The sequence below is a fragment of the Gardnerella sp. KA00771 genome, from assembly GCF_049244045.1.
Classification (GTDB): domain Bacteria; phylum Actinomycetota; class Actinomycetes; order Actinomycetales; family Bifidobacteriaceae; genus Bifidobacterium; species Bifidobacterium swidsinskii.
In genome coordinates this window covers 543,064-560,808 of record NZ_CP058368.1, presented here as the reverse complement: position 1 = coordinate 560,808, position 17,745 = coordinate 543,064, and the positions used below count along the sequence as shown (strand labels likewise).

Sequence of the window (17,745 nt, the reverse complement as noted above, 5' to 3'; positions counted from 1 at the left end):
TTTCAACTATTTATAATTGAACAATAACTATTCAATAACTTTAATATTTTGAAAATGAGGCTCACCTAAAGGCAATCCAGCATCCGAAGGGAAGAATCCATCGTCTACCGTAAAACTCACATAAACTTTCTTATTCACATACTTCTCCATAATTTGTTTAGCTTGACTACCATCGTCAAACGCCAACATTCTCGCATCGCTAGGATAAGGTGGCTTGCGCATATCTCCGATTTGACGCAAAGTAACGCTGGTTTTATTATCCAGAATAAGAATCATGAAAGTTTGATTAGGATCTGAATATCCCGGACTAGGATCTGAATATCCCTGACTAGGATCTAGCATATTTTGCAATTCAAGAACCTTGTTGTATGACAAAACCTTCACAGTTCCAGAAACTACCTGCCTTCCGCTTGCTTTTTCAGCTTTAATTTTGCTATCTAAAGATTCACTACTAGCGGATTTCTTAGAATCAGCTTTCTTACTAGCCTTCTTGTCAGACTTCTTATCAGACTTCTTTTCGGCCTTCTTAGAATCCTTATCCTCTGAATTAGAGTCACTGCCTTTATTACTTACGGTTTTCTCATAAATATTATCTTCAGTTTTTGCCAAATTGTCGAGAAGTGTAGTGTCATCTGTACTGACAAAATTAATATCTTTTATATTCTGTTTAGGAAGATCAGTGATTATTCCAGACCAGTATTTTTCTTCTTTAATAGGATTGCTGTCAGCAATATTCATAGTCACCTTATAAGCCTCAGTATCCCCTGTTCCAGAAGACCACTCAACATATCTTAATGAATTGCTGTCTGCGTATTGCGATACTACAGCTCTAAAACCGCCAATGTCTCTAGCGCCATCGCAAATTAAATCATTTGAAGAAACAACGTCACTGTAATCTTTATTTGCAGCAAAAAACTTCAGCAGTGACAGACCTTCCAAATTTTTCCGCAAAACAAGCTCCGGAATATCCCTATCGCTCATATTTACTAACGCGTAAGAATACTTACTTTGGCTAGCATCAATTTCTGAATCAGCTTCATTAAAGTTATATTTATCAGCGTTTGCTAAAACTTTTTTATATAAAGCTGCTACTTTTGCATTAATAATGTTAACTTTTTTTGCATTATCAGCAGCTTTTGTATTCGCGCCCTTTTGGTTCGAGCATCCAGCACATAATGGTACGAAAAGAAATAGCGAGAGTACTAACGCAATAAATTTTTTTAGCTTCAACATAATTTCATTAGGCATAACCACCCCTTCTCAAGCTTTAACTAATTATTAGCAAGTAAGTTAAATATTCTAATACTAAATTGTAATATTTAAAAACTGCGTAAATTTAGGTTAATTAAATATAAAAAGCCTGCGCAAAAGCTATTCACTCTTACGCAGGCTAGTATTAGATAAGCAACGCTTATGCATCAAGCGTTATTACAGGATGCAAATCAAACATTTTTACAGTACGCTTCATGCGGAAGGCAATGCTTGTTATGGCAATCGCAATAACGCCGAAAAGCACAAGCATTCCAATGCCTGAAACTATTTCACCACTGTTCTTTCCAGACATTGCTTGACGCAACCCCATAATCGAGTACGTCATTGGCAAATATGGGTGAACAGCTCTAAAGAATGCCGGCGTCATTTGTACTGGGAACGTTCCTGCAGAGCTTGTGATTTGCAACATAAGTAGCACAATCGCAACTATTCGCCCTGGCATGCGGAACACCACCATAATCATTTGCATTATAGCCATAAAGACTATTGACGCTAGAATCCCCAGCGCGTAGAATGCAACAACATTATCGATTTGGAACTTCAACGCTCCTTGAACAACGCCCATAAGAATAATCGCTTGCGAAACGCCCATAATCACAAACGGCATCAAGCTAATAAGCGCGCTTTTAAGCGGATTCATGCCGTTTAGTATCGCTCGCCTATCCATAACTCTCAAAACGAATGTTGTCATAAGAGCACCAACCCAAAGGGCGATAGAAATAAAGTAAGGAGCAAAACCAGTTCCATAGTTTTCAACGTGCGAATACTCGTGCTCCTCCAAGGAAACTGGTGCGCTCATCATCTTACTTTTTTGAACAATACCGTTTACTTTTCCAGACTTTTGAGCATCTTTAAGCCCGTCATGCAATTTCTTAGTACCATCAACAAGCTTTGGAGTGTTATCAGATAGCTTCTTAGCGCCGGAATTAAGCTGATCAGAACCGTTCACTATTTTCGCAGAACCTTGTGCAGCTTCATTCACGCCACTATTTAGTTTCTCGCTACCGTTACTTACTTGAGCCAAACCGTCAGCAAGCTTATTTGTGCCAGCAACTAACTTATCTGAACCAACATTAACTTTCTCCATGCCTTGCATAAGAGCGTCAGCACCGCCCTTTATTTGCAAGCTCCCTGCAGAAAGCTTGTCTGCTCCAGCGCTTAAAGCAGAAAGATTTGTTTCTAGAAGATTAGAATTTTCACCTAATCCTTCTGCCAATCTTTGCAAATTAGCAAGCACGTCTTCCTTTGTTACTGCTGGGTTTTGCGCTTGCATAAGAAGACCAGTAATTTGTGCTTTTGTTTCAGCGTTTCCAGCTTTAACATGTTCTTCTAATTCGTTGCTTGAAGCTGCAAGCTTTTGAGCTCCTTCATAGAATTCGCTTGTCGCTGCCGATAGCCTTTGCGTTCCTTCGCTTAACTGTTGGGCTCCGTTTGCTAAATCTTGCGTTTTTTGTGCAAGATATTGAGCTCCTTCTTTGCTGCGAGCATTGGCTTCAGTTAGCGTATTCGCGCCTTTTTGAAGCTCCCCTAATCCGCCTTGAAGTTTTTGCAAAGATTGCGAAAGTTTATTCGACCCATCTGCAAGCTTATTTATTCCGCCTTGCAAAGACTTTGAACCTTCATGCAATGCTCCAGCACCGTTTGCAGCAGCACCAAGAGAATCGGAAGCTGAATTAACTTTCGCAAACATGTGCTCCCAATACTCTTGAGCAATCGCCTCGCTAATCTCAGTACGCATAGTGCGGAAAGCAGTTTTACCAATTTGTGAAGCCAGCATATTGCTTGCTTGATCGTACTTTACGTGAAGTTTTGCTTTAGTTGGAGTATCGTATTGCGCGGAAGCAATGCACTTACTAAAGGAAGCTGGAATAGTTGCTACCATAAAATAGTTGCCATTTTTAAGGCCCTTATTTGCTTCAGCACTATTTACAAAATTCCATTGGAAACCTTCACTACCGTCTTTTTGATTCTTTAAACGAGTTTTGATTTCGTTTCCAATGTTTCGCATTTTGCCGTTAATCATAGCGCCATTGTCTTCAACAACAACAGCCACAGGCACAGTATCCAAAGTCTTATAAGGATTTGTAAATGCCCATAAGTAAAGCGATCCGTATAAAAGTGGAATCAAAGCTACGGTTCCAATAACAAGCTTTCGAGCTTTTCCTTTCATCGTATTGTTAATCTCACGAAATGCAAGAGCAATAGTACTAACGTGCATTGTTTTCACCACCGTTTGCTTCACTTGTAGCAAGTTGAGAATCAGTATGAGAATTTTCTGTTTTCTCATTATTTGGCATAAGTCTTAAGACTTGATCCGCTTGCTTTTCTAACTCACTTTGCAAAACTCCAACAAGGCAGGAGCAGTAGTTTTTGCTAACATATTCGCGAATATCGGAAAGTAAGCATTCGCGTTGCTCACTAGTAAGCTCCGTCTCAATTCCATCAACAAATAGCAGCCACGGTTGCTTTAATAATGCCAACGCAATTGCCAAACGCATGCGCTCGCACGGAGTCAACTCTCCTATTGCTGTTTTGTGAGGAGAAAATACTTTCCATTGAGCAAGAAGATTGTACGCGTATTGGCGCAATGCTTCGCGATTTTTTACATCATTTTTATACTGTTCGCGAAATAGTGGCGAAGATGATGCGAGTTTTAGCTCACTCATCAAAGCTTCTTCTATTGTTTGCATTTTGTAGAATTCGTTAATTCCGTTGAATAATCCCAATCCCACATATTTACGTGATTTTTTAAAATCGTTAGGAAGAGTTGAGTCCGCAATAGTAAGAGTTCCGTTCGTAAATTTCATATAACCAGACAGTGCAAGCAGCAAAGCTGATTTTCCAGAGCCGTGTTCACCTGATATTGCAACGATTTGATGAGGCTCTACTTTTAACGATACGTCCCAAAATGGTGTTCTTCTAAATATTTGTAAGCCTAATTCTTTAGCTTCTAAAAGTGTTTTACTATCTTTCATAATTTGCATGTTTGACGCTTGTAATTAAGATATGTCGTAATATCCTTTTTACTTAGAGCGCCAGGCATTCCTCCTTACTCTAAATACTCTAAATAACTTATTTTCAGTTTTTTAGTTTTTCAGTTTGTTGTTTATTGTTTACTGCTTATTTTTAGATCTTCACAATTAGCAAAACAATTTTTAATTTTCGCATTGCTTTATCGCCACTTTTCAGCAGTAAACTCACGTTGCAATACTGCAATAAAACGGTGTAAAACCGAACATTTGGTGATTTATCAATTCTTCACCACTAATCATTTAGAATACTCTTTTGTGCAAACAATTGTTGAGTTACACTAATTTTTTTATTTAATTGTTTATATTTTATATTCACTCAAGAAACATGTTGTAAACACTTCCATGCTATATTGTCTTTAATTACTAAATGTAAGAAATACATATGTAAGAATACATATGCAAAAATACAAGCGTAAGCAATACGAAATAAAACGTATTGCTTCAAACAATACATTAACATTCAAGCATTTGAAGGGGTGAACGGCATGCTAGGTTTGCAAATTTTAAATATCATATTTAATCCGGTTATTGTGTCGGTTGTAGTGCTATGCGCGCTTAGTCTTGCAAAACTTAATGTTTTGCTAGCAATGATTATAGCTTGCATTGCAGGTGGCATTGCCGGTCATCTTCCTCTTTTTGGTGACGGAAATCACACAATTATGGCTTTGCTTTGCGACGGTTTCTCCACCAACTCACAAACCGCTTTAGCCTACATTCTTCTTGGAACTTTTGCGGAAGCAATTACCGCAACAGGCTTAGCTCAAATTATTTCTAAAAAAATTAGCTCAATTATTGGCATGAAAAAGTACGCTCTACTTGCGGTACTAACTATTATTGCATGCATGTCTCAAAATATTGTGCCGGTTCACATTGCTTATATTCCTATTCTTATTCCGCCTATTTTGAGAGTTATGAATAAGATGAAGCTTGACCGCCGAGCTGCAGCATGCTGCACTGCTTTCGGTCTTGAAGTTCCGTATATCGCTATTCCATTTGGCTTTGGTCTTATTTTCCAAACTGTTATTGCTACGAATCTTTCTAAAAATGGCATGAAGGTTAGTGTTGCAGACGTTAGTGCTGTGAACTGGTATTTAGGTCTTGCAATGTTTGCATCACTACTTTTTGCTGTATTTGTGCTTTACAGAAAACCTCGCGAATACAAAACTACAGAAACTGACACTCGCGCAGCCGATGCCGTTGTCGGACCTCTTAATCTACGCCATTATGTAACTATTCTCGCAATTATTGTTGTTGTAGTAGTGCAAGTTATCAGTAAGGATCTTTCGCTTTCGTCTATTGCAGGTCTTGCAACCATGATTATTTTTGGAGCAATAAAGTGGAATGACATTGACAATCAGCTTACTGGCGGCGTAAAACTCATGGGTCTTATTGCATTTGTGATGCTCATTGCGGGCGGATATGCTAACGTGATCCAAGCGACAGGCGGAGTTGAGGAGCTTGTAAACTTTGGCGTAGCTTCTATGGGACAGAACAAACTTGTTGCCGCATTTGTTATTACGCTTATTGGTTTGCTTGTGACTATGGGCATTGGCACTTCGTTTGGCACGGTTCCTATTCTTGCTGTTTTGTTCGTGCCACTGTGCCAGAGCATTGGTTTCAGCACTCCCGCAACGATTCTTCTTATGTCTTCCGCTGCAGCTCTCGGAGACGCAGGCTCCCCTGCTTCCGATACTACGCTTGGGCCTACTTCCGGCTTAAACGCGGACGGTCAGCATAGTCATATTTGGGATACTTGCGTTCCAACGTTCCTTATTTTCAATATTCCGCTTATGGCTGCCGGCATTGTAATATCGCAGTTTATTTAGCAGATTATTTCCGAGATTAGCTGCTAATATCTCAGATTATTTAGCTAAATTTTTAATCGAAAATAGAAGTATTTCGAAACACAAAAGTGTTTATTGATAAAATTATCGATAAACACTTTTATTTTTTATTAAGATTATTATAAAGTAATATACAATTGTATATTTGTTATATTTTTTAAACAAAATAACAAAAGTTTATTTAAGAAGCTAATTAGATAGCTGATTAGGTAGTTGATTAGAGAGTTGGGTGTTTTATGAATAAGGCAGCGAAAATTATTCTGACTTCAACCATGATGGGTATCGCCACAGCAGCTTGCGCAGTATGCATGAGCCAAACCGCTTACGCTGCTAGTACTGATGCAAGTAACATAAAAACAACTACCCCCCCCCTGCCAATCTCACTAATCAAAATGATTTAAACAATAATAAAGTAACTAAAAATAACAAAGCTGATAACAAAAATCGCGAAGCCACTGTTGATTCAGTAAACACGACTGTTGCAACAGCAGGTAAAACTGTCCAGCAAGATGCACAGTTCAGCACATTAGCATCTGGAACTGCAACTAAGGACGACAAGCAGATTCAGTGGCAAGTGACGGATAATAATGCAAGTGCTAAAGACGCGAATGCTACGTTGACGCGCGAATATGGCAAGCGATTGAACTATGACGCCGATAAGCAGCAATTAGTTGCAAACGAAAGTGGCACGTCAGTTAGTGGCGAAGCATCGAACGTTATGGCAAGGAAATACAATAACGTTACGCTGCAAGTTACAGACGGTAATGGCGCAAAAAGTACTGTAAGCAGTGTTAAAGAAACGCCATGGATTTATAAGGATCAACATTCAAGCGACCTTTGGAACGAAATCAATGATTATTCAATTGGTTCACATAGTTGGCCAAAACTCGGCCTGTCGCAAGTTATTGGTGGAGAAGGCTTAAGCGGTCTGACTTATGATTTTAATTCGCGTCAAGTTTTGGGTACACCAACAGTTATGGACTGGGAAGAAGGCGAAACAAGCCGTACGATTCCTGTATATATGGCTACGACACACAAGGGTACTGATTCGGACTATGTAACACTGAGTAAATTGAGGGAATTTACGGTAAATAAGCCGCAGACACCTGTTGTTCCACCAACGCCGAAACCGCCTGTTACACCAGAACCGCAGCCAAATCCATCTGAGACCGATGCCAATGTGTTGGTATCTGGAACTGCAAATAAGGACGGCGAGCAGATTCAGTGGCAAGTGATAAACAATAATAAAAATTCTGATACGTCACAAATGAGGATGTACGCTAAGTATCTTAGTTACAATCCAGATACGAACGCGTTGACAATGACAGATGCTGCGGCGTTTACAGAAAACGGTAAAGCCATTTCCGCAAGAAAATTCAGCAACATTACACTAAAAATCACGAATGGCAGAAAAACAACAGAAGAAAACATTAAAGAAACGCCTTGGTTCTTCAAAGATCAAAATTCGAAGGAGATGTGGGACTCAATTAATAAAACAACAATTGGAACGTATACCTTTGCAAAATATAACCTTGAACAAAAAGTCGGCGGCGTAGGACTGGACGGCTTGAGCTACGACTTTCTGAATAAGAATTTTGATGGCACGCCTACTTTTACTTGGAAGAACGATGAAAAAAGCCGCGAAATTCCTGTGTATATAGCAGCAATCCATAAAGGTAAAGATGGCTCAGACTATATGGCAGTAGGAGAATTGAAGAAATTCAAGGCTTATAAAAATAGGAATGATATTTTTGAAGGCACAGCTGGAACTAATCCTAAAACAAACCAGCAGTATAAATTTAGTGATCTTGGCGACAATAATGTTAGCAAGACAGTAACCGCCATGTATGCTGATGGTCCAATTTATCTCAAGCCGGGCGAAACAAAAACAATTCCACTCAAGTTTTATCTGGTAGATGAAAATCGTAAGCCAATTAAGGACATTACCGATGAGTTTATGAAGGTGCTGAATCCAGAGCCACACGAATCTACGATAACAAAGGTTCTTTTTACTCGAAATCGGCAGACGTCTTTTATGGATATGAATGTGTCGTATGTTTTGCATACGGATTATTCGATTACATTTACGGCTAACGCAGATGCTCAGGTTGGGGATTCTTATAACACTGATGGGTCTAAGTTGGATAACCTTCCAACGACTCTTAGCCTATTGGAAACACCAAATTATACCTATGAGCCGGGTATAACATTACATGAGAAGAACAATGCGAAGCACGTAGCTTTTATTAATGCTTTCTTTGATGTTATACAGCCTGATCCTAAACCAGCTCCGAAGCCGGAACCACCAAAACCGGAACCACCAAAACCGGAACCACCTAAACCAGAACCTCCAAAACCACCTGTTGTTCCACCAACACCAAAACCGGAACCAGAACCAACTCCTGTTACAACTCCAGAGCCGAAGCCTGAGCCTATCCCAGTGCCTATAATTTCGGAACCAGAACCGGAACCAGTGCAAGAAAAGATTGCTGAAGGAGTACCAGCTCCACAAACACACGAACCGCTCGCACGCACCGGTTCTGCAACCTCAACCATTGCAGGTACTGGATTAGCATTCTTGCTTTCTGCCTTCGGCGCGCTTTCGCTTAAACGCACGCGCATCGGCAAACACTGCAAGTAAAAAACGCAACTAGCGAATAATGCAAATAACTAATAAACGCCAGTAGAGTTGAAATAAACTCCCTGGCGTTTATTTTTAAACACCAATCAACCAATCAACCCAAAGTGGTCAATCACAAAGTGGCCAATCGCTGCAAATTTACAACGATTGGCCGCTATCTCACGTCTCCCAATGATTTAGAAAAGCCAGCAATCACTTCAAGTATTTTAATGCAAAATTCTATTCAACCAATTTCAACAATGCATCCAAATTTAGTAACACACTGCTAAAATCAATGTCTTTAGCATAAGAATATTTACTCTGATATGACAACCACAATAAAGAAAGTCTTTCATCACAAGCAATACTTTCATAAATAGATTTAAGATTATCTATAATATTTTCAGTTTTACGATTTTCACAAGTTGCATAAAAAGCACGCTTAAGAATCTCCCTATCTACCTCTCTTTTATGTGAAACAAGTAAAACGTGAACATCATAAAAATCTCTCATACGCGTATTAAGAATTCCGCGCGATAAAATGGTTTGTAGCTTTTCCGCAAACACTGTTTCAATGTTGTAAGAAAGAATAGAAATAGAACGGTCTTCCAACATCAACTTATAGTCATACTCAATTGCGCGTGGTGTAATAGTAGCTCCAGTAGAAACATCAATTTTTATTGGCGTTATCATTCTTCCAATACGCGAATCAAGCGCAAAACGAATACCTGGATATTCCATATCATCCATAATCTTCATTACGCTTTTAATAGTAAAATCAACACCATCGTCTATTTCTATACGTGATATATCTTCAATCATTCTTTTAGTATTTTCAATCGATAAATCATAATTTTGAATAGTCGTATCTATATCCATAGTGGATCGCATAGAAATACCAAGCAAAGATGTTACTAGAACACCGCCTTTTACAATAAAATTGTTGCGATATTTTGAAACTGACACACGCTCTAAGTAATGTTCCATCATATAAAGACGCATTAGCACGCGAGGATCTGCGCTATTTTGTTCGGCGAGGTTTTTGATTCTACCTCTTATTTGTGCATCCGTTAAACCTACTTATAGTAACACCTCAAAATACCTGCGAACAACATTGTTTACTCTAAAAAGTTTCGCATATTCCATCAACAAATTGAGATCTTTGTCTGGTCTAGCAATATAAGATTTTAAGATTGTATTAAATTCCTGAATCTCAATTAAATTTCTGCTTCTAAACGCGTCACAGACAGTTCTTTCAAGATTATACATTGGCACTTTATTACCGAGATTATCCGTAACTAAAATCTTTCCAACTTCAAGCAATTCCTTTTTTACGCTATAAACTTTCACATTGCACGACGCTTTCAGCCGATGAGCATTAAAACCACTATAAACAGTAATAGTGTGAGTAATTGGCTCCATATCAACCAATCCATGATAAAAGAAAGCTTCGTTGTGAGAAAAAATAGCAGATGGTGAACGCTTATGAATAAGAAGCAACTCATCTACCCAGGAGTCTTTAGACGCGTATATTCCACCGCTTAACTGTTCTAGTTCATTATCTTTAACAAATTTATAAAACTTATATTTTGACAGTCCGCAAGATTTCGCTTCTTTTAAAGTAATCATATTGCTGCCATTAGCGTTTAATATTGTAGCGATAACACTCACCGTCCTTTCGTGCATATATTGTAACTTATATTAGCACGATTGGATGAATTATATTAAATTTTACTATCCTATTACTATCACGATTTACGCTAATAGTGTTCTGTGATTACCGCCCACCTACTTAATGACACATTTACGCTGATTTCATATATTATATCAGCATAAACGTATCAAATACGCAAACAAATCTCAAAGTAACTAAACACAAATCAGCCAATAGAAAACTTCAAAGTTCCCAAACTCCAAAGTACCCAAACCCCAAAACTATACAATCGCTGCAATTTTGCACTTAATGGCTACTTGACTTACAAAAATCGAAATTATAAATGCAATAATCTAAAGAAATAATCATATAATATCTTTAGATTACATTAGACTGATTTAATAATTTATTTATGCACATAAAACAAAACTAGATATGATAATTCAAAAAAAAATAATAAAATAGACAACCACCGAAGCAATAAAATAACAATCATCTCAAAGGACTTGCACGATGCCAACTATTAAGTCAAGCACAGATTTACGCAATAACTACAACGAGATATCAACATTCTGCCACGAAACAAAAGAACCAGTTTTCATTACAAAAAACGGTCGCGGAGACTTAGCCGTAATGAGCATAGACTTATTCAACAAGTTCATGAGCAAATATGAACTATACAGGTCACTCTCTCAAAGCGAGTCTGATTTTAACAACAATCGCACATTATCTTTTGAAGAATCAATGCGAGACTTAAGAGAAGAACTCAACAATGGCGCAAAATAACCCAAAATACGCAATAATCGTTTCGCAAAGTTACCATAAAGATTTGCAAGACATAGTCCATTACATTGCGCACAATTTAGACTCCCCAATTACAGCATCCGAATTCCTCGATAACGTAGAAGCCACTGTTTCAAGCCTATCTACAATGCCATATCGATACCGATTGGTGAACGATGATTACCTGAGTAGCAAAAACTTTAGGAGATGCTTCGTTAAAAAATATGTAATCTTCTATAAAATTTGCGAAGAGAACAAAACAGTTATGGTGCATAGAATACTTCATGCTAGACAAAACTGGGTTGACATATTGTAAGTTAAAGTTATTGAGATACGCACCTGTTACTTGGGAATATACCTATTTATCGAGATACGCATTTAATAAGCGTCAGTGAATATTTTTGCCATTTACGGCAATTTTCTTCACCGACACAAATAGCCAACCCAAAATCAGACAATCGCTGCAAATGCCTAAACCAACAAAGTAGCCAGCCACTGCAAATTCGCACTTAATGGCTACTAACACGGGCTCAGAATCTATTGCGCTAAATTGCACAGCGCATTGAAAGCAAACCAGCTCCACAGCCTCACATAGACACAGTGTAAAGCGAGTAGAAGTAAGCCTTCTGATTCATAAGCTCCTCAAAGCTTCCGCGCTCAATAAGCTCGCCGCTTTTCATCACAAGAATCTCATCATATTGCTTAAGCGAATTGGCATCCAAGCGGTGAGTTACAACAAGTCGAAGAATTCCTTGCAAATCCAAAATAGACTGCGTTACGTTAACGCTCGTCTCGTTATCTAGCGCGCTCGTTGCCTCGTCAACCAGCAGAATCTCGGACTTTTTAAGCAAGCTTCGCGCAATAGCAATACGCTGCTTTTCGCCGCCAGAAAGATGACTACCGTTCTCGCCACACTGATAATCCTTGCCTTTAGCAGCAATCAAATCATCCAAACCAGCCAAGTGAATCACGCGATTCACCTCCGCATTCGGGAACGGCTTAAAAAGCGTAATATTATCTAAAATCGAAGCATCAAACATAAACACAGACTGCTGCATAAGAGTAGTCTTATCGTAAAGCGAACTCTTGCTCACATTGCTAAGCTCGTGATTATTCAGCTGCACACTACCCTCATAATCCTTGTAGTAGCCCATAAGCAGATTAATCAAACTACTCTTACCAGCTCCAGAAGGTCCTACTATTGCATAAGATTTTCCAGCTTGCAAAGTTAGATTTACATTTTTCAAGACTTTATGATCCGCGTCATAAGCGTACGAAACATCGCGCAAAACAACGCTTTTAATAGAATCGTCAATGATCTCGCCAGAATCTTCCTTAGCATTACTCATATAATCAGCCATCTTGCTAATAAGCTTCTTAGCACCCTTCATCTCGCCAAGCATTTGAGGAAGACTTGCAATAGGCTGAAGCACGCCATTCATCAAATTAGTGAAAGCTAACACCATTCCAGCAGTAATAACGCCCACGTGAGCGTTAACCATCCAAGCGCCAACAAGCATCACGCCAAGCTGAGTTCCAAGACTTGAAATAGTACCAAGAGCAGAAACAGTAGTCATCGTTTTTTCGCGAAGATTCTTAGTATGCTCAAGCTCCATCGACTGATTCTGATAACGGTTAATAACCTCCTGCTCCGCCTTAAAACTCTTAATAACCGAAACGCCGTTCAAAACATCCTTCGTTAAGGCTGTATAAGACTCGTTCGACTTGGAAACCTGCTCCTCGCGAGTGGCAATTCCGTTAGCTGTAAGAATCGAGCACGCCATTGGAAGCACAGAAATAATAAGAGCAATAACAGTGAGCAATGGACTATAATAAATCATAAGAGCCAGAGAGCTTACAAGCATAAGAACGTCTTGAACAAAATCAAAAATCTTCTTCAAATACTTTTCTTGAATACGCTCACAATCATTAGTAAGTACAGAAAGATACGTGCCGGAATTCGCGAGCGAAAAATCACTATAACTCTTCTGTAAAAGCTTCTTGATAACAGACTCTTTATACTGATTCATTGCTTTTTCAAGAAAGCGAGGGTACGAGCTGCGCTTCAACGCGAAAATCAGGGAGATTGCCAGCATAAAGGAAACAACAAGCAGCAAAATAGTAGTTAAAGAGAAAGCTCCTTTACCTGCCATATAGTCGAAAATAATTTGCAAAATCCAAGAAATAGCAGTGTAAATCATGGACAAGGAAATAAAAACTATCATCGAAAGAAAAGCTACAAGCTTGTTTTCCTTGAAAAATAGTTTTACGTAATTTTTTACGTCGGGATGTAGTTTGGATGATTGCTGATTCGCGGGCGATTGCTGATTTGCTGTATTGTCAGTTTTGTTCATTCTCGCTACCTCTCACTTCCTTTATATCTATTTGCTATTTTTGCTATTTTTCGCTAATAGCATTTTCGCAGCTAGCATTTTCGCTTTCGAATTGCTAATCCACTCTCTACTAAGTATTGAAAGACACACTATCATACTTATCCTGATTGGTCATGCTTATCTGCTTGATAACACCTATAAATGCTTAAACACACTTATACGTAATGCTTGCTAGAAATAATAAGCATAGAGTTAAAAAAAAAATCAAATCAAATACGCAACACCGCTTCAACACAAAGCTCAAGCGCATACGCTTTAGAATCCCCGCCCCAATTGCGCTCATCATAATTTTCAACATCGTGCAAAGTATCTGCAGTGTAAAGAATCTCACCCCAAACAATCTCACGCATTTGCGCACAAGCCACTAAAGCAGAACACTCCATTTCAACAACCGCGCATCCCTCCTGCTTACGATTAGCAACTTTCGTCTTAGTCTCACGGAAGAACCCATCCGTAGTCCACGTTTTAACTTCATGATAAGGCAAATTATGCGCCTGCAAAGTTTGCAAAATAGCGCGCCTCGAACGCTCTGAAACATCAACATAACGACTTGGAGGCAAATAATGATAAGAAGTCCCCTCATCCCTTAAAGCTTTATACGGAACCAGAAAAACGTTTTCCGCATAATCAACTAGCGACCCACAAGAACCAGCACTAACAACTTCCCTAACGCCGTAAGAAATCAACCAATCTAAGATCTGAACAGCAGCAGGAGCGCCAACTGGAGCTTGTACTAAGCAGATTTTTTGAGTTTCTTCTTCTACTTCGCTGTTTGCGTCTTCCTTTACTTTTTTCTCTACTTTTTCTTCCAAAACATATATTGGATATACTTTAGTTGCAGATTCAAAATTTGCTACAATCGTAGCTTTCCTACTTAAAGCATACTGATCGATTTCATCGCCTAAAAAAGCAAAAACCGCTTTAGATGGAAGCTGAACAGAAATATTATCGTGATTGGGCATTAAAACTGCACTTTTATCGGAATCATACTCTAAAATCGGCAAATCATATTCTGCCATACAATCAGCTCCTTCATAAGATCAGCTCCATCCTACAAGCAACTCAATCCTATATACAAATACACGCATTAGTACACGAAAATCACAAAGTGGCCAATCTATGCAAATTCGCACTTAATGGCTACTAGAGAATCATATTTTCTGCATCATGTCCTGTCTTTTATAAAACCGCAGCAATCGATTTCTGCTAACTCAATAAAACCAGCTGACTTATAAAAAGCAATAGTTTTTTCAGTACAATCCGTAGTCAATTGAATTTGACGAACATTAGGATAATAATCCACAATCGCCTTTAACAAAGCAGACCCTATCCCCTGCCTTTGATACTCAGGCAAAACAAGAATATCCTGAATAAGAACAACCGTATATCCGTCACCAACAGCTCTAGCAATTCCAACTAGCTCATCATTTTTATAGGCAGCTAAAACCTTGAGCGAATTGTTAAAACCATTTTCCAAAGCAACTAAATCATCTGTGTACGCAGACCAACCAACGGAATCATACAACCTTAAAATATCTTTGCTATTATACTTTTCATACTCTTTTATTTGAACATCTGCTAAATTCATTGACAATAACACCTCCGAATACTGTGCAATCAACGTTGAAACCCTGAATTTTCTAGCGTAATCGCTCAGTATATCAAGTCGCCTATCTCTTCTTTTAACATAGGCCTTTAATGCGCCAACTGCACCAGTGCCCAAAAACAGGCAAAATCAGACACTCGCGCAGAAAAAGGAGTACGTATCAAGGTATGCCAAACACAAATCAAGTTTGACAAACGCAAATCCATTCGCTATAGTTTCCACTTATCACCATTTCGACGAGTAAAGGAGTGCACATGTATCATACAAATATGATGACAAATTGTTGTTGTAACGTATGCTGTTGCGCATTTCTTAATCGAAATGATGTTTGCAAGCACTAAATATGCATAACATCTAGCCTGTGTTAAAAGCATTTACGTTAAAACGCAGCAAATTACGATTCAAGAAACAGCGCGCTGTTTCTTTTTTTATGCCAAAATTCGAATATAAAACGTTAAAAAGATAACAATTTAACGCGAATTAAATATTAAAACGAATAAATGGCATCTTTAGAAACAACTAATAAGCAGCAGTCGCTTTATTAATAAAAAATTATTTTTTAAAAATTAAAAATAAACAAAATTAAACAAATTAAATTAAACAAAACAAACAAGTAAGGGGAAATATTATGTCCAACATCTACAAGTCCGTGCAAGAACTCGTAGGCCACACTCCACTTCTGGAGCTTACGCACATTGAAAAAGAGTACAATCTAGCAGCAAAAATCCTTGTAAAACTCGAATACTTCAACCCAGCAGGTTCCGTAAAAGACCGCATCGCAAAGCAAATGATTGAAGAAGCAGAAGCTGCAGGCACACTTAAACCAGGCTCAGTAATTGTTGAGCCAACTTCTGGAAATACTGGCATTGGTCTTTCAATGATTGCGCAAACAAAAGGATACAAAAGCATTATTGTAATGCCAGAAAGCATGTCTATTGAACGCCGAAAACTTATGAAAGCTTACGGCTCCGAACTCGTGCTCACACCTGCTGCAGAAGGAATGAAAGGCGCAATCGCCAAAGCGAAGGAAATCGTTGAAAGCACGCCAAATGCGTGGACTCCAGGACAGTTTACCAATCAAGCAAATGTGCACGCACACTACAACACAACAGGTCCAGAAATTTGGCAAGACACTGACGGAAACGTGGATATGCTTATTGCAGGCGTTGGAACAGGCGGCACAATCACTGGTACTGGCACATACTTAAAAGAGCAAAATCCGCATCTTGAAGTAATCGCAGTAGAACCAGCCGACTCCCCTGTGCTCGCAGGCGGAAAACCAGGAGCGCACAAGATTCAAGGAATCGGCGCAGGATTCGTGCCAGATGTGCTCAACAAAAACATTTATAATCGCATTGTTCACGTAACAAATGAAGACGCAATCGAAAACGGCAAGCTTATAAGCAAAAAAGAAGGCGCCCTCGTTGGTATTTCTTCCGGAGCTGCGATTTGGACAGCAATCCAAGAAGCAAAAAGAGAAGAAAACAGGGGCAAAACCATCGTTGCAATACTGCCAGATTCAGGAGATCGATACTTGTCTACCGCATTATTTGAAGACTAACTGTATTTAGTAGCACTATTATAAACACGCAAGTTTTGATTAAATAATATGTGCAAATATTAATTAGTAATTAAAACGAGAAAATAAAGAAGACAAAGAAGACAAGAAAAATACTGGAGATTAATGTATGAATGAGCATCTTGACCTTATAAACAAACTCAACTCAATTCATGATTCTGACATAAGGCAAGCTACATTCATACCTAATTACCGCAATATTATTGCACTCATACATGCGACTCAGGCTCTACTTTTGCCTGAGTTGCATGTGCGCAATGAAAGCAACGAGACTACGCAACTCAACGCTAGTTTGAATACCGTTACTTCAAACGCATTAGACACTATAGAACGCATTATATTTCACGAACTTCAATGCTACACAAGCAACACAATTAAAATTCGAGAAACTTGCAATCAATTTATAAATACTCTTCCTGCAATTAAAAAGTTACTTTTAACAGATATTCAAGCCATGTATGAAGGCGATCCTGCTTGCACAAGCAAAGTAGAAGTCACGCTCGCATACCCTGGTTTTTATGCAATGCTTATTCACCGCACAGCTCACGCACTCTACGAACTTAACGTACCGCTAATTCCTAGACTTATGAGCGAATACGCGCACAGAAAAACTGGAATTGACATTCATCCAGGAGCAAAAATTGGCGCATATTTTTGCATTGATCACGGAACTGGCATTGTAATCGGCGAAACAACTGTGATCGGCGAGCATGTTAAGCTTTACCAAGGAGTAACGCTGGGTGCAAAAAGTTTTGCGCTAGACGAGAATGGAAATCCTGTAAAAAGCGGAAAGCGGCATCCAAATATTGGAGATAATGTTGTAATCTACGCAAACGCAACAATCTTAGGCGGAGAAACCAGAATTGGCAGCGGAAGTATAATCGCAGCAAATGCGTGGATAAACCGCAGCATTCCTGCAAACACAACCTACCACTTCCCTAAAGTCTAATGCGCGCTAAAAT

General features: G+C 38.8%; 14 protein-coding genes. 6 read left to right on the top strand and 8 right to left on the bottom strand.

All coding sequences use genetic code 11. The annotated features are described in order from the left end of the window. Window positions 1-27 precede the first annotated feature (27 nt). The 3 genes from HXT57_RS02525 to HXT57_RS02515 form a co-directional block, all read right to left on the bottom strand. A complete protein-coding gene (locus HXT57_RS02525; protein WP_033888676.1) occupies window positions 28-1,248 on the bottom strand; it encodes a hypothetical protein in 1,221 nt (406 codons plus the stop codon). Between the two features lie 163 nt (window positions 1,249-1,411). After that, window positions 1,412-3,490 (bottom strand): YhgE/Pip family protein, encoded by a 2,079-nt coding sequence (locus tag HXT57_RS02520; RefSeq protein ID WP_421783680.1) that lies wholly within the window; start codon window positions 3,488-3,490, stop codon window positions 1,412-1,414. Further along, a complete protein-coding gene (locus HXT57_RS02515; RefSeq protein WP_004110838.1) occupies window positions 3,480-4,256 on the bottom strand; it encodes an ATP-binding cassette domain-containing protein in 777 nt (258 codons plus the stop codon). Before HXT57_RS02515 ends, HXT57_RS02520 begins: the two co-directional genes overlap by 11 nt. Before the next feature lie 533 nt (window positions 4,257-4,789). Between HXT57_RS02515 and HXT57_RS02510 the strand changes: the two genes are divergently transcribed. Next, on the top strand, window positions 4,790-6,130 hold the full coding sequence (locus HXT57_RS02510) for a Na+/H+ antiporter NhaC family protein (protein WP_033888675.1): 1,341 nt from the start codon (window positions 4,790-4,792) through the stop codon (window positions 6,128-6,130). 592 nt (window positions 6,131-6,722) lie between these two features. Then, complete coding sequence (locus HXT57_RS02505; protein ID WP_421783678.1) at window positions 6,723-8,789, top strand: hypothetical protein; 2,067 nt, start codon at window positions 6,723-6,725, stop codon at window positions 8,787-8,789. A gap of 219 nt (window positions 8,790-9,008) precedes the next feature. On the opposite strand, the gene HXT57_RS02500 is transcribed toward HXT57_RS02505, so the two are convergent. Continuing rightward, window positions 9,009-9,758, bottom strand: a complete 750-nt coding sequence (locus HXT57_RS02500) for a nucleotidyl transferase AbiEii/AbiGii toxin family protein (protein WP_410310485.1) — start codon at window positions 9,756-9,758, stop codon at window positions 9,009-9,011. Window positions 9,759-9,848: 90 nt separating this feature from the next. After that, complete coding sequence (locus HXT57_RS02495; protein WP_415697767.1) at window positions 9,849-10,397, bottom strand: type IV toxin-antitoxin system AbiEi family antitoxin domain-containing protein; 549 nt, start codon at window positions 10,395-10,397, stop codon at window positions 9,849-9,851. A gap of 538 nt (window positions 10,398-10,935) precedes the next feature. Here HXT57_RS02495 and HXT57_RS02490 point away from each other — a divergent pair. Continuing rightward, complete coding sequence (locus HXT57_RS02490) at window positions 10,936-11,208, top strand: type II toxin-antitoxin system Phd/YefM family antitoxin (protein WP_410310487.1); 273 nt, start codon at window positions 10,936-10,938, stop codon at window positions 11,206-11,208. Further along, the gene (locus HXT57_RS02485) at window positions 11,195-11,521 is read left to right on the top strand and encodes a type II toxin-antitoxin system RelE/ParE family toxin (protein WP_410310488.1); all 327 of its coding nucleotides are present in this window, start codon (window positions 11,195-11,197) and stop codon (window positions 11,519-11,521) included. Before HXT57_RS02490 ends, HXT57_RS02485 begins: the two co-directional genes overlap by 14 nt. A 271-nt stretch (window positions 11,522-11,792) precedes the next feature. On the opposite strand, the gene HXT57_RS02480 is transcribed toward HXT57_RS02485, so the two are convergent. The 3 genes from HXT57_RS02480 to HXT57_RS02470 form a co-directional block, all read right to left on the bottom strand. After that, window positions 11,793-13,559: an ABC transporter ATP-binding protein gene (locus tag HXT57_RS02480; protein WP_410311164.1), complete on the bottom strand. Its 1,767-nt coding sequence runs from the start codon at window positions 13,557-13,559 to the stop codon at window positions 11,793-11,795. 248 nt (window positions 13,560-13,807) lie between these two features. Then, window positions 13,808-14,617 carry a nucleoside phosphorylase gene (locus HXT57_RS02475; RefSeq protein WP_421783675.1) on the bottom strand — a complete coding sequence of 270 codons (810 nt, stop codon included), beginning with the start codon at window positions 14,615-14,617 and terminating at the stop codon, window positions 13,808-13,810. A gap of 146 nt (window positions 14,618-14,763) precedes the next feature. Continuing rightward, on the bottom strand, window positions 14,764-15,186 hold the full coding sequence (locus HXT57_RS02470) for a GNAT family N-acetyltransferase (protein ID WP_064621771.1): 423 nt from the start codon (window positions 15,184-15,186) through the stop codon (window positions 14,764-14,766). A gap of 646 nt (window positions 15,187-15,832) precedes the next feature. Between HXT57_RS02470 and cysK the strand changes: the two genes are divergently transcribed. Continuing rightward, entirely contained in the window at window positions 15,833-16,765 is a 933-nt protein-coding gene (gene cysK, locus HXT57_RS02465; RefSeq protein WP_415697766.1) for a cysteine synthase A, read from the top strand. 127 nt (window positions 16,766-16,892) lie between these two features. Beyond that, on the top strand, window positions 16,893-17,732 hold the full coding sequence (gene epsC, locus HXT57_RS02460) for a serine O-acetyltransferase EpsC (protein ID WP_421783673.1): 840 nt from the start codon (window positions 16,893-16,895) through the stop codon (window positions 17,730-17,732). Window positions 17,733-17,745: the final 13 nt, after the last annotated feature.

What these genes read in the sequence shown, in the direction of transcription:
- HXT57_RS02525 (WP_033888676.1), bottom strand. Translation starts at nt 1,248, where the DNA reads ATGCCTAATGAAATTATGTTGAAGCTAAAAAAATTTATTGCGTTAGTA.
- HXT57_RS02520 (WP_421783680.1), bottom strand. Translation starts at nt 3,490, where the DNA reads ATGCACGTTAGTACTATTGCTCTTGCATTTCGTGAGATTAACAATACG.
- HXT57_RS02515 (WP_004110838.1), bottom strand. Translation starts at nt 4,256, where the DNA reads ATGCAAATTATGAAAGATAGTAAAACACTTTTAGAAGCTAAAGAATTA.
- HXT57_RS02510 (WP_033888675.1), top strand. Translation starts at nt 4,790, where the DNA reads ATGCTAGGTTTGCAAATTTTAAATATCATATTTAATCCGGTTATTGTG.
- HXT57_RS02500 (WP_410310485.1), bottom strand. Translation starts at nt 9,758, where the DNA reads ATGATGGAACATTACTTAGAGCGTGTGTCAGTTTCAAAATATCGCAAC.
- HXT57_RS02495 (WP_415697767.1), bottom strand. Translation starts at nt 10,397, where the DNA reads ATGATTACTTTAAAAGAAGCGAAATCTTGCGGACTGTCAAAATATAAG.
- HXT57_RS02490 (WP_410310487.1), top strand. Translation starts at nt 10,936, where the DNA reads ATGCCAACTATTAAGTCAAGCACAGATTTACGCAATAACTACAACGAG.
- HXT57_RS02485 (WP_410310488.1), top strand. Translation starts at nt 11,195, where the DNA reads ATGGCGCAAAATAACCCAAAATACGCAATAATCGTTTCGCAAAGTTAC.
- HXT57_RS02480 (WP_410311164.1), bottom strand. Translation starts at nt 13,559, where the DNA reads ATGAACAAAACTGACAATACAGCAAATCAGCAATCGCCCGCGAATCAG.
- HXT57_RS02475 (WP_421783675.1), bottom strand. Translation starts at nt 14,617, where the DNA reads ATGGCAGAATATGATTTGCCGATTTTAGAGTATGATTCCGATAAAAGT.
- HXT57_RS02470 (WP_064621771.1), bottom strand. Translation starts at nt 15,186, where the DNA reads ATGAATTTAGCAGATGTTCAAATAAAAGAGTATGAAAAGTATAATAGC.
- cysK (WP_415697766.1), top strand. Translation starts at nt 15,833, where the DNA reads ATGTCCAACATCTACAAGTCCGTGCAAGAACTCGTAGGCCACACTCCA.
- epsC (WP_421783673.1), top strand. Translation starts at nt 16,893, where the DNA reads ATGAATGAGCATCTTGACCTTATAAACAAACTCAACTCAATTCATGAT.